Origin of the sequence: Sorangium sp. So ce385 (assembly GCF_051474135.1) — a bacterium.
In the GTDB taxonomy this organism is placed as follows: domain Bacteria; phylum Myxococcota_A; class Polyangia; order Polyangiales; family Polyangiaceae; genus Sorangium; species Sorangium cellulosum_D.
Window position 1 is genome coordinate 138,256 of record NZ_CP150337.1, and the last position, 14,887, is coordinate 153,142.

The 14,887-nt window shown below is 73.7% G+C and carries 10 protein-coding genes; 5 read left to right on the forward strand and 5 right to left on the reverse strand.

Annotation, left to right across the window (positions count from 1 at the left end; translation table 11 throughout):
• Nucleotides 1-115: 115 nt before the first annotated feature.
• Nucleotides 116-3,895 carry a UvrD-helicase domain-containing protein gene (locus tag WME83_RS00490; protein ID WP_437317289.1) on the reverse strand — a complete coding sequence of 1,260 codons (3,780 nt, stop codon included), beginning with the start codon at nt 3,893-3,895 and terminating at the stop codon, nt 116-118.
• Between the two features lie 397 nt (nt 3,896-4,292).
• On the opposite strand from WME83_RS00490, the gene WME83_RS00495 reads away from it, so the two are divergent.
• Genes WME83_RS00495 through WME83_RS00510 form a run of 4 tightly spaced genes read left to right on the forward strand, consistent with a single transcriptional unit; the run spans nt 4,293 to nt 7,927 of the window.
• Nucleotides 4,293-5,252, forward strand: a complete 960-nt coding sequence (locus tag WME83_RS00495) for a UbiA family prenyltransferase (protein WP_437317290.1) — start codon at nt 4,293-4,295, stop codon at nt 5,250-5,252.
• Entirely contained in the window at nt 5,249-5,992 is a 744-nt protein-coding gene (locus WME83_RS00500; RefSeq protein ID WP_437317291.1) for a ferrochelatase, read from the forward strand. The genes WME83_RS00495 and WME83_RS00500 overlap by 4 nt, the downstream gene beginning before the upstream one ends.
• Entirely contained in the window at nt 5,989-6,897 is a 909-nt protein-coding gene (locus WME83_RS00505) for a prenyltransferase (RefSeq protein WP_437317292.1), read from the forward strand. Before WME83_RS00500 ends, WME83_RS00505 begins: the two co-directional genes overlap by 4 nt.
• A 16-nt stretch (nt 6,898-6,913) precedes the next feature.
• Entirely contained in the window at nt 6,914-7,927 is a 1,014-nt protein-coding gene (locus WME83_RS00510) for a lycopene cyclase domain-containing protein (RefSeq protein ID WP_437317293.1), read from the forward strand.
• Between the two features lie 33 nt (nt 7,928-7,960).
• On the opposite strand, the gene WME83_RS00515 is transcribed toward WME83_RS00510, so the two are convergent.
• The 4 genes from WME83_RS00515 to leuC form a co-directional block, all read right to left on the reverse strand.
• Nucleotides 7,961-8,908, reverse strand: coding sequence for a fibro-slime domain-containing protein (locus WME83_RS00515; protein ID WP_437317294.1), 948 nt, complete (start codon nt 8,906-8,908; stop codon nt 7,961-7,963).
• Nucleotides 8,909-9,182: 274 nt separating this feature from the next.
• Complete coding sequence (locus WME83_RS00520) at nt 9,183-10,679, reverse strand: hypothetical protein (protein WP_437317295.1); 1,497 nt, start codon at nt 10,677-10,679, stop codon at nt 9,183-9,185.
• 989 nt (nt 10,680-11,668) lie between these two features.
• Nucleotides 11,669-12,286 (reverse strand): 3-isopropylmalate dehydratase small subunit, encoded by a 618-nt coding sequence (leuD, locus tag WME83_RS00525; RefSeq protein WP_437317296.1) that lies wholly within the window; start codon nt 12,284-12,286, stop codon nt 11,669-11,671.
• A 27-nt stretch (nt 12,287-12,313) separates the two neighbouring features.
• The gene (gene leuC / locus WME83_RS00530) at nt 12,314-13,723 is read right to left on the reverse strand and encodes a 3-isopropylmalate dehydratase large subunit (RefSeq protein ID WP_061628751.1); all 1,410 of its coding nucleotides are present in this window, start codon (nt 13,721-13,723) and stop codon (nt 12,314-12,316) included.
• 211 nt (nt 13,724-13,934) lie between these two features.
• On the opposite strand from leuC, the gene WME83_RS00535 reads away from it, so the two are divergent.
• Nucleotides 13,935-14,849 (forward strand): LysR family transcriptional regulator, encoded by a 915-nt coding sequence (locus WME83_RS00535; RefSeq protein WP_437317297.1) that lies wholly within the window; start codon nt 13,935-13,937, stop codon nt 14,847-14,849.
• The last annotated feature ends 38 nt before the right edge of the window (nt 14,850-14,887 follow it).

A 14,887-nucleotide genomic window follows, 5' to 3' on the forward strand; every position in this document is an offset into this window, starting at 1 on the left:
CTCGACTCGCATGCTCCCGCGCTCCGCGGCCATCCGGGGGCGCGGCGTCATACCGAGCCTCGCGCGCCGCCGGTCCTCGCTCGCTGGCTTTCCGAGCGGCGTCCGGCGGCGCCCTTCACACCCGGAGCACGACCCCTCTCGCCCGCTCGCCCGTCGCCTCGGCGATCGCCTGCACGTAGAGCCGCACCTGCGCCTCCTGGGCCGCGTGCGCCGTGCCCGCGTCCGAGCCGGTCTTGAAGTCGACCACGGTCCAGACGCCCACGTCGCCCACGCTCTCCCGGAACGAGAGATCGACCACGCCCTCGGCGATCGTCCCGTCCTCGAGCCGCAGCAGCAGCGGCGTCTCCCGCTCGCACGCGCCGCGCGCCGCGCTCTCCGCCGCGCGCCGGAGCAGCGGGTGCTCGAGCGCCGCGAGCGCCGCCGCGACCGCCGCGTCGACCTCCTCGGCCGGCGCTCCCAGGAGCCGCGCCTGCGCCGCGGCCACCGTCCTCACCTCGTCCTCGCCCGCCCGGAGATCCACCTCGGCGAGCACGGCGTGCACCAGCGTCCCGAACCGCTTGCCGTAGGGCCGGCCCTCGCGCGCGATCGCGGTCTGCTCGAACGAGATCACCGGCAACGCGTCCGCGCGCGGCGCGCCGGCCGCGCCGCTCCGCTGCTGGGCCGGCCCCGCCGCGCCGGCCGCCGCCGCTTCCGCCGCTGCCGCCGCCGCCTCATGGCTGATCTGCGTCGCCGTCTTCACGCGGATCGCCGCCACCGCGCCGTCCCGGATCGCCCGCTGCCGCGCCTCCAGCCACACCTCGTACCCGCGCTGCCCGATCTCCCCCGCCGCCGCGCCGGCGCCCGCGCCCGCCGTCGCGCCGACGTCCGCCGTCGCGCCCGCGCCCACGCCCGCCGCGGCGCCCGCGCCCACGCCCGCCGCGGCGCCCGCGCCCACCGCCGCGCCCGCCGTCGCGCCGGCCCCGCTCGCGTCCGCCTGCAGGATCCGCTGCTGCCGGAGCCCCGCCTCCGGCTCGCGATCCAGGTCGAGCGTGCTCGGATCCCACCACACCACCCGGTGCGACCCCGCCATCGGCGTGTGCTCCCCGGGCGCCACCGCGTCGCGCTCGTCGGCCTCGCAGCGCGCCGGGCGCTCCAGCACCGTGTCGGTCCCGAACGGCGGGCAACCGAGGTCCTCGCAGCGCCGCGCGCTGCGCCGGTCGCGCGGCGCCGGGTAGAGCACCGGGTGCAGCACGTCCAGCCAGCCGTCGCTCGATCCGTCCCCCGGGCGCGCGTCGCCCACCGCCGGCACCACGAGCAGCTCGCGCGCCCGCGTCGCCGCCACGTACGCGAGCCGCACCGCCTCCTCGCGATCGCGCCGCAGCACCTCGTCGCGGCGCTCGACGAGCTCCGCGGGCACGCAGCCCGCCAGCGGCTCCGCCCACAGCCCGAGCTCCGGATCCACGTGACGCGACGGGTGCTGGTGCACCGCCGGCGACGCCGGATCCGCCAGGATCACCACCGGGAACTCGAGCCCCTTGGCCCGGTGCACCGTCATGATCCGCACCCCCTCCGTCCCCTCCTCGACGACCGGCGCCTCCGCGACCTCGCCCCGCTCCGCGTCCGCCTCGAGCCGCTCCACGAACGCGCGGAACGACGTCGCGCCGCCCGCCTCGAACCGCCGCCCGAGATCCATCACCCGCAGCACGTTCGCGAGCGCCTGCTCCCCCGTCGGCCAGATCGCGATGCCGGCGTGCGCGCGCGTCTCGTCGAGCAGCCCGCCGATCGTGTCCGCGATCGGCCGCCGGTTGCGCTCGCGGTGCAGCCGCCCGAGCACCGCGAGCGCCTCCGCGACCTCCCAGAGCGGCCGCGCACCCCCCTCGACCGCGAGATCGAGCGCCCCGCCGTCGGGCTGAGCCAGCGGGTGCAGGCGCTGGAACCGGTCGCGGTACAGGAGGAGCACGTCGTCCGTCAGCGCGAAGAGCGGCCCGCGCAGCGTCGCGTAGACGCTGAGCTCGTCGTCCGGCCACTCGATCGCGAGCAGCGCGCTCCGCACCGCCATCACCTCCTCGCGATCGTGGAACGACCGCCCGCCCACGAGCACGTGCGGGATCCGCCGCGCCTCGAGCGCCCGCACGTAAGCGCGGGTCGCGTCCTCGCCGAACGTCTGGAACCGCTTGAACAAAAGGCAGATGTGCCGCGCCTCGAGCGGCACCCGCTGGCCCGGGCGCTCGCGCTCGGTCACCGTCCACCGCCGCCCGCCCGCCGCGCCCCGGCCGCCGTGGATGAGGTGGTGGACGAAGGCGCCCACCGCGTCCGGGATCGACTGCCGCACCCGGAAATCGGAGATCTTCCCGAAGTCGGCGTAAGGCCGCGGCACCGGCAGCGCGATCACCGTCGGCTGCCCGACGGGGTCGTCCCGGAACGGCTCGAGCGCGACGTACCGCGCCTGGCTCGCCGCGCCCTCGCCCGACCCCCCCTGCATCAGCGGCGCGAACGCCGCGTTGACGGCCTCCTGGATCGACGGGGCGCTGCGGAAGCTCGTCGACAGGTACAGCACGCTCGCGCCGCACGCGACGAGCCGGGCCTTCGTCGCCTCGTAGAGCGCGACCTCGGCGCGGCGGAAGCGGTAGATCGACTGCTTCGGATCGCCGACGACGAAGAGCTTGCCGGGCACCGGGCGCGCCCGCGTCCAGTCGATCTCGGCCGGGTCGTCGGCCGCGAGCAGGAGCAGGATCTCCGCCTGGAGCGGGTCGGTGTCCTGGAACTCGTCGACGAAGAGGTGCGAGAAGCGGAGGTTCAGCTCCTCGCGGACGGCGCGGCTCGAGCGGAGGAGGTTCCGGGCGCAGAGGAGCAGGTCGAGGAAGTCGAGCTTGCCGGCGCGCGCCTTGAGCGCGTCGTACGCCTCGATCGGCGGCCGGAGCTCGCGCGAGAGGCAGGCCGCGAGGTCGGCGCTCGCGGCCGTGAGCACCGCGTCGAGCTCGACCTTCACCCGGTCGCGCTGCGCGAGCACCTCGGCGCGCGAGAGGTCCGCGCCGAACGCCTTGCCCGAGCCCTTCCAGCGCCACTCCTTCCAGCGCGCGAGCTCGCCGAGCTCGGCCTCGAGCCCGTCGTGATCGCGCCCGCCCGTGACCTCCTCGCGGCGGCGGAGCTCCGCGAGGTACCGGTCGATGTTCCGGAGGCTCTGCGCGAGGTAGTCGCCCTCCCGGTCGGCCTCGGCGCCGAGGTCGGCGAGGGCCGCGAGGCGGTCCAGGAGCTCGTCGATGGCGCGCTCGCGATCGAACGGATCGCGGCGCCAGGGGCGCGTGAAGTCGCGGTGCTCGGCGAGCCGCCACGCCGCGCTCCGGAGCAGGTCGCGCGGGCCCTGGGCGCCGTCGCGCGGGCGCCGGCGGAGGATCCGGCGCACGCCCTCGGGCGGGTCGTTCAGGGTGCGCTGGAACCAGGCGTCGAAGGCCTGGTCGAAGAGCGCCTCGGCCTGGTCCGCGGCGGCGACCTGGAACAGCGGGTCGACGCGCGCCTCGACCGGCCACTCGCGCAGGAGGTCGGCGCAGAACGAGTGGATGGTGCCGATGCGCGCCGCCTCGAGGTGCGCGAGCGCCTCGTCGAGCCGCGCGCGCTCCGCCGGGCCGGACGCCGCGTCGCCGCGCGCCCGCTCGATCTCGGCGCGGAGGCGCAGCTTCATCTCGCCGGCCGCCTTCTCCGTGAAGGTCACCGCGACGATGCGGTCGAGCGTGCCGCCGCCCTCCTCGGGCGCCTTCCGCAGCACGGCGACGATCCGCGACACGAGCGCGGTCGTCTTGCCGGTGCCCGCGGCCGCCTCGACGACGAGCGTCGTCCGGAGGTCCTCGCGGATGCGGCGGCGGGCGGGCTCGTCCGCGAGCTCCCGCGCGCCGCGCGCCCGGGCCGCGTCGGCGCTCACGGGCGCCTCCGCCGGGGATCCGGGCGCTCGCCGGGGTCGCGCCGGAGGGGGGCGCCGGCCGGGATCGAGGAGGGGGGCGAGGGGGAGGCGACGCGCCGCGCGGCGGCGCCGCCCTCGGACCGGAGAGGTCGCCCATGAAAGCGGGAAAGCATGAAAATCATTGGACTTTCTTCGTGTCTTCCCGCCTTCGCGCCGATCGCCGCGCGAGGTCGTGCGGCGAGGCCGCCGGGGCATAAGGTGGCTCAGATCGGCGTGGAAGGAAACGCCGCACGGCGCGCGGCCGACACGCCGCGGCGTTGCCTCGGCGCGCCCGAGCGGCGAGCGTGCCGAACGCGCGCGATCTCGTGGGGCCCATGAGCGCGCATGTTCTTGTGCTAGCAGCAGAAAGAGCTGAGCCATGCGCGTCGAATCGATGAGCCCTGGAGCGCGGTGGTGGTACGCGCTCAAGCCCGCGAGCTGGCCCAAGGTGCTCGTCCCGGCCGTATGCGGGCAGGCCGTGGGCGCGGCCGTCGCGGGCCGGCTGTCGGCGGGCGCGCTCGCCTTCGGCGCGCTGTGGATGGTCGCGGACGTCGCGTTCGTCGTGCTCCTGAACGACTGGGGCGATCGCGAGGTCGACGCCCTCAAGCGGCGCATGTTCCCGGAGGGCTGCTCGCCGAAGACCATCCCGGACGGCATCCTCCCGGCGCGCGCCCTGCTCCTCGCCGGCCTCGGCGCCGGCGCCGCCGCGCTGCTCGTCGCCTGGGGGGCCGGCGACGCGCTCGATCGCCCGCTGCTGCTCCCCCTGGCCGCGCTCGGCCTGCTCGTCTTCGCCGCGTACACGCTGCCGCCGCTCCGGCTGAACTACCGCGGCGGCGGCGAGCTCCTGGAGATGATCGGCGTGGGCGGCGTGCTCCCCGTGATGCACGCGTATGCCCAGTGCGGCGCGTGGGCGCCGGCGTGGCTCGCGGCGCTCCTGCCGGGCCTGCTCGCGCTCGCGCTGGCGAGCGCCCTGGCCAGCGGGCTCTCCGACGAGCAGAGCGATCGCGCCGGCGGAAAGCGCACCGTGACCGCGCTGTTCGGCAACGCGATCACGCGTCGGGCCACGGAGGCCCTCGCCGGCCTCGGCCCGCTCCTCTGGCTCGCGGCGCCGCTCCTCGCCGCGGGCGCCCCGCCGATCGGGTCGGTCGCGCCGGCGGCGGCCGTCGCGCTCTACTTCCGGGCGCGGCTCGTCGAGAAGAGCGCGGGCGCGGTGACGAACGCCTTCGCCGCGCAGGCGGCCTACAAGCTCGAGCTGCACCGCGCGATCTGGTGGGGGACGGCCGTCCTGTCGGCGGGCGTGCTCGTCGCCGGGCTCTGCGCCGGCGGGGGGCCGAGGTGACCGACGACCCGGCCGCCTGCGCGATCCCCGCCGAGGCGCGCGACGAGCTCGCGCAGCTCACGCCGCTGCTCGGCGCGCGTGCCTCGGTCGCGCCGGGTCGGCCGAGCGCGCCCGCCCCGGTCGCGCTGGTCGAGCAGATCGTGGGCGGCAGCGAGGACGCCGAGCGCGCGCAGGCGTTCGCCCGCGGGCTCTGCGAGGTGATCCGCGCGATCGCGGACAACTTCCCCGACAACATCTTCTGGGACCTCGATTACCTGGCGTGCTGCCTGTGGCAGGCCGGGAGCGCGCCCGCGATCGATGGCTTCGCGGGCCGCGTGGTGTCGCTCTGCGTGGGCTTCGGCAACAAGTCGAAGCTGCGCTTCCGCTACGCGCACGACTTCCTCTACGGCTACGACTGGGCCCGCTGGGTGACGCGCAAGCCGGACGAGCGCTCGGGCGTCGGGCCGTTCGATCTCGCGTTCTTCGACTACCTCGACGGCCGGCAGAAGGCGCTCGTCGACCTCGTGGCCAGCAACGATCGCAAGTACTCGCAGCTGAACGGCCGGGAGTACCGCAACCCGTTCAGCTTCATCCGCGAGCCGCGGGAGGAGTCGCAGCTGCATTATCTGCTCGCCCAGGTGGACCTCATCCCGCTCAAGGCGTGGCGCCTCGACGGCGAGCGCCGCTGGGACCTCCCGTTCACCGACCTGCGCGCCAAGCTGGCCGAGCGCCTCGGCCTGTCGCGGGGCGGCGGGCGATGAGCGCCCGGCCGGGGGCGCTCCGGGCCTGGGTCGCGGCGTCGCGGCTCGCGTCGCAGCCGACGATCGCGCTCCCGCTGCTGCTCGGGCAGCTGCTCGGCGCGCGGGCGGCGGGCCGCCCGCTCGATCTCGGGGCGCTCGCGGCGGTCCAGCTCTTCGGCCTCCTCGACCAGCTCTTCATCGTCTACGCGAACGACGTCGCGGACCAGGAGACCGACCGCCGCAACCGGACCGCCACGCCGTTCTCGGGCGGCTCGCGCGTGCTTGTGGAGCGGCGCCTCTCGCCCCGGGCGCTCGGCGCCGCGGCCGTGGCCTGCGCCGCGGCGCTCGTGGCCGTCTCGGCGGCGCTCGCCGCGGCGGTCGGCGCGCCGCTCCTCGTGCTCCTCGCCATCGCGGCGCTCGCGCTCCTCTGGGCCTACAGCTACCCGCCGCTCCGCCTCTCGTACCGCGGGGGCGGGGCGCTGCTCCAGATGGTCGGGGTCGGCGTGGTCCTGCCGCTCTACGGGTATCTGGCGCAGGGGGGCGACCTGGGGCGGTTCCCCGTTGCGCTGCTCGCGTTCTTGCTGCCGAGCCACCTCGGCTGCGCGATCGCCACCGCGCTCCCCGACGAGCCGTCGGACCGGGAGAGCGAGAAGCGGACGCTGCCCGTGCGCGTGGGTGGAGAGCGGGCCGCGCTGTGCGTGGCGCTCCTGAACGGGCTCTCGCTGCTGCTCGCGCCGGTCGGCCTGGGCGCGGTGGGCCTGCGGCCGGCGCCGGGCCTGCTCGTGCCGGCGGCGGCGACGCTCGTCGTGCTGCTGGCGCGTCCAGCGCCGCCGGGCTCGCGCCTGCTCCTGGTCCGGGTCGCGGCCGCGGGGGCGGCGACGCTGTCGCTTGTGGCCGTAACCACCGTCGCGCTCGCCGCGCGCTGAGGAGGAGGGCGGGGCGGTGACCCACGAGTTCCTGCTGCTCTCGGTCCTCTTTCTCCTGCCGGGGATGGCCATCTGGGTGGCGCGCCCGGATCTGCGCGCGCTGATGAAGCGCGCGGCGGTCGCGTCGCTGCCGTTCGCGGCGACCGAGCGGCTGTTTTATCCGACGTACTGGACGCCCAAGTTCCTGTTCGACCTGGCCGATCGGGTCGGGTTCGGCGTCGAGGACTTGCTGTTCCTCGTCGGGCTCAGCGCCTTTTCGTCCACCGCGTACGCCGTGGTGTTCCGCCGCGCGCTGGTGCCCTGCGCCGCACGGACCCGATCGGGGTTGGCGGAGCGGACCCGACCGGGGTTGCGGGCGGTGCGGACCCGACCGGGGTTGGCGGCGCGGACCCGACCGGGGTTGCGGGCGGTGCGGACCCGACCGGGGTTGCGGGCGGTGCGGACCCGACCGGGGTTGCGGGTGGCGCGGACCCGACCGGGGTTGCGGGTGGCGCGGACCCGACCGTGGTTGGCGGTGCGGACCCGACCGGGGTTGCGGGTGGCGCGAACCCGACCGTGGTTGCGGGCGCGGACCCGACCGTGGTTGCGGGCGGCGGCGCGACCGTGGTTGCGGGTGGCGGCGCGACCGTGGTTGCGGGCGGCGGCGGGGGTCGCGCTCGCGCTCGCGACGGCCGGGGCGCTCCTCGCGGCCGGGGTGCCCGTCCTCTACGCCGCGGTGGCGGCGATGATCGCCGTCACCGCGGCGCTCGTCGGGGCGCGCCGCGATCTGCTCGTGCCGGGCTTGCTCGGAGCTCTCCTGTCGGCCGCCCTCTACCTCGGCCTGTGCCTCGTCTTCGCGGCGCTCGTGCCCGGCGTGTTCGAGCGCACCTGGCGGCCCAGCGTGCTGCTGCCGGGCCGGACACTCCTCGGCGTGCCGGTCGACGAGATCCTCTACGGGCTCGGCGCGGGCCTCGCGGCCACGGTATTCCCGGCGTGGGCCTTCGAGCTCAGGTACACAAAGGTGCCGCGCGCCGACCGACGCGCGGGCTGACCCGGAGACGCGCCCCTCCGCGCCGCGGGCGGCTCAATCGATGGCTTCGACGCACTCGATGTTGAGCGCGGTCTCCAGCAGGAAAACCGAGGCCTCGAAGTTTCGCTCGGCGTAGAAGACCTTGAGCTTGTGGGACGACCCGGGCTTCAGGTGGAGCGCATCGGCCCACGCGTCCAGACGGACGATTCCCCCGTTCACCCCGTCGCGCACGGAGTGCTTGGCCACGATCGTGTCGTCGACGGATATCCAGACGTCGTCGCTCGATTCGTAGGAGAACGAGCTCCCCTGCTCGTAGGTGAACGGCACCTCGAACTCGACGGTGAAGCCGAAGTTGTGCGCGTAACCCTCGTTGCCGAACCCGCGGCCGTCGACGTAATAGAAGCTCCGGTCGCCCAGCTGTCCGCGGCCGTTCCGGATATCGAGGTGGATGAGCTGGTGGAGCGTCCTGTTGACGGCCGGATCGTCCTGGAACCATTCGTCGAAGCTGTCGCCCGCGCTGGCGCCTTCCTCGGGCGGGCTCTCGACGACCGGTTTGCCGTTCTGGAGCTCGGTCTCGGGCTCGAATTTCTTCCCGCCGGTGGTCTGAGAAGGGCCGAAATCTTGATGTTTTTCGGAGAAGTCGCGCACGGTCATGGGAAAGCTCGCCGTGCAGAGGCTCGCGTCGGGGAGAGGAGGTTTGGCCGAGGCGCTGCCGCCGTCGGCGTCGTCGAGGAAGGCGTCGGCACCGGCGCTGCCGCCGCCGCCGCCGTCGTCGTCGTCGTCCTCGGGCGGACCTCCGCCGACGTTCGGTGTCTCGCTGCCGATCTCCTGGCCCGCTGGATCGGGCGCCTCGACGCGCGATGCCTCCTCGTTGCGACGGCCGATGGAGGCGGGCTGGAGGGGGCACCCCGCGAGCGGCAGCGCCGCGCACGAGAGGAGCACCAGGGCCAGAGGCCGTCGATAGGCCGGGCAGAAAGATGCTTCTGGGTGGGCCAGGGTCATGGAGCTGCCTCCTGCTCCCCTGGATGCGGTTGGGCCTGGTTGCCCTTCTCGAAATCGTACCGGCCGGCGTCATTCCAGGAGGGCGCGGCCGCGCCAGGCCGCCGCGGCGCCCTCTTGGACCGCTGATACGCCAAAAGCGTCGCAGGGGTGGAATCCCCCACGGCGCTGTTGGCGCTTTTCTTTCACCGGAGCGATGACGCTCCCGGGTAGCGGGCGATGCTGACGCGTTCCCGACATCCCCCGTGGCCGCGAGGGAGCGCTCGCGCTCGCCGCGTCACGGCAGCATCAGGACACACTCGGTCCGGCAGACCGGTGGTGAGCCGCCGTCGGCCGGCTCCTCGCAGATGGTCCGCTTGATCGCCTCGGGGGGGCAGATGGAGCCCTCCACGCACTCGGTCCAGCACTCGCCGGGGTACGCGGCATCGTCCATGCCTGCGCCGGTGCTGCCTGCGCCGGAGCAGATCTTCTGCTCGAGGGTGCCCGGCGGGCAGTAGGGCTCCACCGGGATGCATTCGGTCCGGCAGCCGCCGCCGGGGTACGGGCTGGCGCCGCCGCCGTAGCCGGTGCCGGTGCTGCCGTTCGTGCCGGGGACGCTGTCCTCGCAGACGGTCTGCGGGATGGTGTCCGGCGGGCAGTAGGGCTCCACGGGCACGCACTCGATGAAGCAGCCGCCCCAGGCGCCGCCGCTGCCGTAACCCGTGCCGGCGCTGACGGTCGTCTCGGGGATGCCGTCGTAGCAGATCTCCTGCGCCTGCGTGCCCGGCGGGCAGTAGGGCTCGACGGGCACGCACTCGGTCCTGCAATCGCCGGGGTTCGGCGGGGTTGTGACCCCGCCGGACCCGCCGGTGCCCGCCCACGCGCCAGCGCCGCCGGAGCCGCCGGCGCCGGAGCCAGCGTCGCCGCCGGAGCCGCCGACGCCGACGCTGCTGCTGACGGCGACGGTGGTGCCACCGCAGACGGTCTGCACCTTCGTGCCCGGCGGGCAGTAGGGCTCGACGGGCACGCATTCGGTCCAGCAGCCAGGAGGGGGCGGCGGGACCGCGACCCCGCCGGTCCCGCCGGTGCCCTCCCACGCGCCAGCGTCGCCGGAGCCGGCATAGCCGCCGGAGCCGCCGACGCCGACGCTGCTGCTGACGGCGACGGTGGTGCCACCGCAGACGGTCTGCGGCTTCGTGCCCGGCAGGCAGTGGGGCTCGACGGGCACGCACTCGGTCCAGCACTCACCGGGAGGCATCGGCATGGCGGCGCCGGCGTCCATGCCGCCGGCGCCGCCGACACCGACGCTGCTGCCGGTCCAGCCGCCGGAGCCGACGGTGGCGGTCGTGGTGGTGATGCCGCCGCTGCACGCGATCTGCTCGATGGTGCCCGGCGGGCAGAACGGCTGCGGCGGCACGCACTCGGTCCAGCACTCCTCGGGAGGCATCGGCATGGCGACGTCGCCGTCCATGCCGCCCTGGCCCGCGGAGGTGGTGACGCTGGTGCTGCTGCCGCCGCAGAAGGTCTGCTGGATCCATCCAGGAGAACAGACTTTATCGGGCACACACTGCTCTTCGCACATCTCGCCGATCTCGCACGGGGAACAGACCGTCTCCCAGTGGAAGCCAGGCCCACAGTCGGGCTCGGGCGTCGTCGTTGGCACGTCCGCGGAGCCACAGCCCTGCCCCTTGGCGCCGGTGAGCACCACGAGCGCGGAGAGCGCGACGAGCCCCTGGAGCGAGGAGCGAGCGGTCGACGAACGCAAGATAAGAGAAGAGAAGAATGCGAGTCGCATGGGGGTACTCCGTCCTGCGCGTCCGTGAGAGACACGCGATCAAGGAACGATGGCGCTGCGCCGCGGCATGCGGAGCGCTGCTGCTCCGCGCCTCCTCAGCGCCAGTCCGAGAGCTCGCGGGGAGACAAAGCACTGGATATGCCACGCCCGTTCGGCCGCTCGGCGACACCTCCTGCCGGCCAGCGCGCGGCGTGAGGCGGAGAGTTTTGGGGTGGGAGAGGGATGGGCTGGCTCGTGTGTCAACGGCGAGCGCGGAAGGGGCCACAGTGTGACGGACGAAGCTGGTCGCGTGCCAGGTTGGGCCATGTGCAGCGGCGACCCGACCCAGGTTGGGGCGACCCGACCCCGGGCGACCCGACCCGACCGGCGACCCGGCGACCCGACCCAGGTTGAGGCACGGCGGCGACCCGACCCAGGTTGAGGCACGGAGCAGCGACCCGACCCAGGTTGAGGCACGGAGCCGACAGCCGACCCAGGTTGAGGTGCCCGACCCAGGTTGAGGTGCCCGGCCCAGGTTGAGGTGCCCGGCCCAGGTTGAGGTGCCCGACCCAGGTTGAGGTGCCCGACCCAGGTTGAGGTGCCCGACCCAGGTTGAGGTGCCCGACCCAGGTTGAGGTGCCCGGCCCAGGTTGAGGTGCCCGACCCAGGTTGAGGTGCCCGGCCCAGGTTGAGGTGCCCGAGGGCGCTAGCAGCGACCAGCGACCCGACCCAGGTTGGGGCGACCCGACCCAGGTTGAGGCACGGAGCCGTCAGCCGACCCAGGTTGAGGTGCCCGACCCAGGTTGAGGTGCCCGACCCAGGTTGAGGTGCCCGGAGGTGCCCGAGGGCGCTAGCAGGGTGCCAATTTGAGCCAGTTGGCGCACCCGGGACGCCCAGAGATGGCCGACCCAGGTTGAGGTGCTCGACCCAGGTTGAGGTGCTCGACCTGCTTTCAGATGGAGGTGCTTTGCCGGCGAGCCGCCAGCGCGGCTACACCGGCCGAGCGCGGGCTACTGCGCGGTGGTGCGCTGCACGTACGGCAGCCGCGCCGCCACCTTCTGGACCTCCTCGGCCCCCTCGAGCAGCTGCGCGATCGGATCCCACGTGCCCCGCAGCAGCGACTCGCGCGCCCCCGGCTTGATGGTGAACGGCACCGCGAGATCGCTCCCCGCCCGCACGACCTGCTCCCGCAGGTCCACCGTGACGACCGTCGACGGATCGGCGTTCACGCGCGCCACGAGCGCGGCGCGGTGCTCGCGGCTCACCGACACACAGGGGATGCCCAGCGTCGTCGAGTTGCCGAAGAAGATCTCGGCGAAGCTCTCGGCGACGACCGCCTTGAACCCCGCCTTGGCGATCGACTGCGGCGCGTGCTCGCGCGACGACCCGCAGCCGAAGTTGCGATCCGCGATCAGGATCGTCGCCCCCGCGAACCGCGGGTCGTTCAGCGGGTGCTCCCGCTTCTCGCCGCGCTCGTCGAAGCGCACGTCCCGGAAGAGGTGCTCGCCGATGCCGTCGAAGGTGACGCACTTGAGAAAGCGCGCCGGGATGATGCGGTCCGTATCGATGTCGTCCCCCGGAACATGAACGGCGCGACCGGTGACGGTTTGGATCAAGTCGAGTGCCATGGAAATCTCCCTCGGGTGCGAGCGTCGTCAGATTCCGAACACGTCACGAGCATCCGCGATCTCGCCGCGGACCGCAGCGGCGGCCACCATCACCGGGCTCATGAGCACGGTGCGGCCCGTGGGGCTCCCCTGCCTGCCCTTGAAATTGCGGTTCGACGAGGACGCGCACAGCTCATCGCCGATGAGCTTGTCCGGGTTCATCGCCAGGCACATCGAGCAGCCCGGCTCGCGCCACTCGAAGCCCGCCTCGCGGAAGATCCGATCCAGCCCCTCGGCCTCGGCCGCCCGCGCCACATCCATCGACCCGGGGACCGCCAGCGCGCGCACGTGCGGCGCGACCTTGTGCCCCTTCAGGCGCTGCGCCACCTCCCGGAAATCCGAGAGCCGGCCGTTCGTGCAGCTGCCGATGAACGCCACGTTGATCTTCGTCCCCTCGATCGGCTTGCCCCCCTCGAGCCGCATGTACTCGAGCGCCTCGCGGATCAACGCCCGCTCCGACTCGTTCGCCACGTCCTCCGCCGCCGGCACCTTCTCCTTCACCGAGATCGCCTGGCCCGGCGTGATGCCCCACGTGACCGTCGGCGCGATCGCGCTCGCGTCGATCCGCACGACATCGTCGTACCGCGCGTCCTCGTCCGACGCGATCGAGCGCCAGTACTCGAGCGCCTCCTCCCACGCCTCGCCCTTCGGCGCGTACGGACGGCCCTTGATGTAATCGAACGTCGTCTGGTCCGGGTTGACGTACCCGACCCGGGCGCCGCCCTCGATCGACATGTTGCACAGGGTCATCCGCTCCTCCATCGAGAACCCCTCGATGGTCGAGCCGCCGTACTCATACGCGTAGCCCGTGCCGCCCGACACGCCGAGCCGGCGGATGATCTCGAGGATGATGTCCTTGGCGTAGACGCCCGGGCCGAGCTTGCCCTCGACCTGGATGCGCCGGACCTTCAGCCGCTGGAGGCTCAGCGTCTGCGTGGCGAGGACGTCGCGCACCTGCGTCGTCCCGATCCCGAACGCGATCGCGCCGAACGCGCCGTGCGTCGACGTGTGCGAGTCGCCGCACGCGATCGTCATGCCAGGCTGGGTCAGGCCGAGCTCGGGGCCGATGATGTGCACGATGCCCTGCCGCCCGGACTCGAGATCGAAGAAGGTGACCCCCTGCTCGGTGCACGCCTTCTTGAGCGCGTCGACCATCCCCTCGGCCAGCGAGTCCTTGAACGGCCGCTTGCGGTTGTCGGTGGGGACGATGTGATCGAGCGTCGCGAACGTCCGATCGGGCATGCGCACGCGCAGGCCAAGATCGCGGAGCATCCCGAACGCCTGCGGGCTCGTCACCTCGTGGATCAGGTGAAGGCCGATGAAGAGCTGATCCTCGCCGTTCGGCAACGTGCGGACTTTGTGGAGGTCCCAAACCTTGTCATAGAGACTCTTACCCATGATGGCCTCTCGCGGTGCAACTGAACGCGGCTGAAGGGGACGGCGTGCGAAGCGGACCGGCCCGAGCGCCGGGGCGCGACAGCTGGCTCCAGGGAGGCGGCCGGCGCGCCCCCGATCCGGCGGTCCGGCGTCGGGCGGGCGTCATGACTATGCGGGCCCGCGAGCATTAAGTCGAATGAAACTTTTTTCACGATGGGTTAAGTAACGCTACATGGATGCGTCGCTCCTCCCCGCGCTCGAGGATGTCCTCCTGGTGGCCCGGTCGGGCTCGGTCGCCGAGGCGGCGCGGCGGCTGCACAAGACGCCGTCGGCGATCAGCCAGCAGGTGCGCCGGGTGGAGGAGCACTTCGGCGTGGCGCTGTTCGAGCGCGACGGGCGCGGCGTGCGGCTCAGCCCGGCCGGCGAGGCGGCGCTCGGCGCGATCACGCGGCTGTTCGACCAGGCGGAAGGGGTGTTCGAGCTGCTCTCGGAGCTGGCGGGGGAGCCGTCGACGACGCTGCGCCTCGCGGCGAGCGACTACCTCGGCAAGGGGCTGCTCGTGCCGGTCATCCGGCAGATGCTCGAGCAGCGCGCGCCGGTGCGGTTCGCGATCACGACGGCGAACTCGATCGACGCCGCGCGGTGGGTCGAGCGCGGGGAGGTGGACCTGGGCCTCGCGTCGGCGTCCTCGGCGGGCGGCGACCTCGTGAAGCAGCCGCTGTTCGTGCAGCCGTTCCTCTGGGTGGGGCCGCGGCTCAAGGGCAAGGCGCCGGCGCTGCGCGAGCGGCTCCGGCACGAGCCGCTGCTCCGGCTGGCGCCCGGCAGCGTGGGGCGGCGGCTGCTCGACGCCTACCTGGATCGCGAGCGGATCCGGCCGATCTCGACGATCGACGTGTCGAGCGTGTCGCTCCTCGTCTCGTACGTCTCGGGTGGGCTCGGCATCGGCCTCGCGCCGGCGCTCGCGCTGACCGAGGTCGCGCGCTCGCGGCTGGACGTCGAGGTCGCCGAGGAGGTCGAGCCGCTGCCCGTCGAGCTGATGATGCGCGAGAACTTCCGACGCAATCCGATCATCGAGCGCTTCATCGAGCGCCTGGCCGCCGAGGGGCGCCGCGCGGAGCAGCGGACGCGGGCGCTCCTCCGGGCGTAGTATCTTCCTCGGAGAGGCCGGCGCGGCCGGCCTCCGGG

Excerpts from the sequence above, each read along its gene's own strand:
- WME83_RS00495 (WP_437317290.1), top strand. The coding sequence starts at position 4,293 with ATGCGCGTCGAATCGATGAGCCCTGGAGCGCGGTGGTGGTACGCGCTC.
- WME83_RS00505 (WP_437317292.1), top strand. The coding sequence starts at position 5,989 with ATGAGCGCCCGGCCGGGGGCGCTCCGGGCCTGGGTCGCGGCGTCGCGG.
- WME83_RS00515 (WP_437317294.1), bottom strand. The coding sequence starts at position 8,908 with ATGACCCTGGCCCACCCAGAAGCATCTTTCTGCCCGGCCTATCGACGG.
- WME83_RS00520 (WP_437317295.1), bottom strand. The coding sequence starts at position 10,679 with ATGCGACTCGCATTCTTCTCTTCTCTTATCTTGCGTTCGTCGACCGCT.
- leuD (WP_437317296.1), bottom strand. The coding sequence starts at position 12,286 with ATGGCACTCGACTTGATCCAAACCGTCACCGGTCGCGCCGTTCATGTT.
- leuC (WP_061628751.1), bottom strand. The coding sequence starts at position 13,723 with ATGGGTAAGAGTCTCTATGACAAGGTTTGGGACCTCCACAAAGTCCGC.
- WME83_RS00535 (WP_437317297.1), top strand. The coding sequence starts at position 13,935 with ATGGATGCGTCGCTCCTCCCCGCGCTCGAGGATGTCCTCCTGGTGGCC.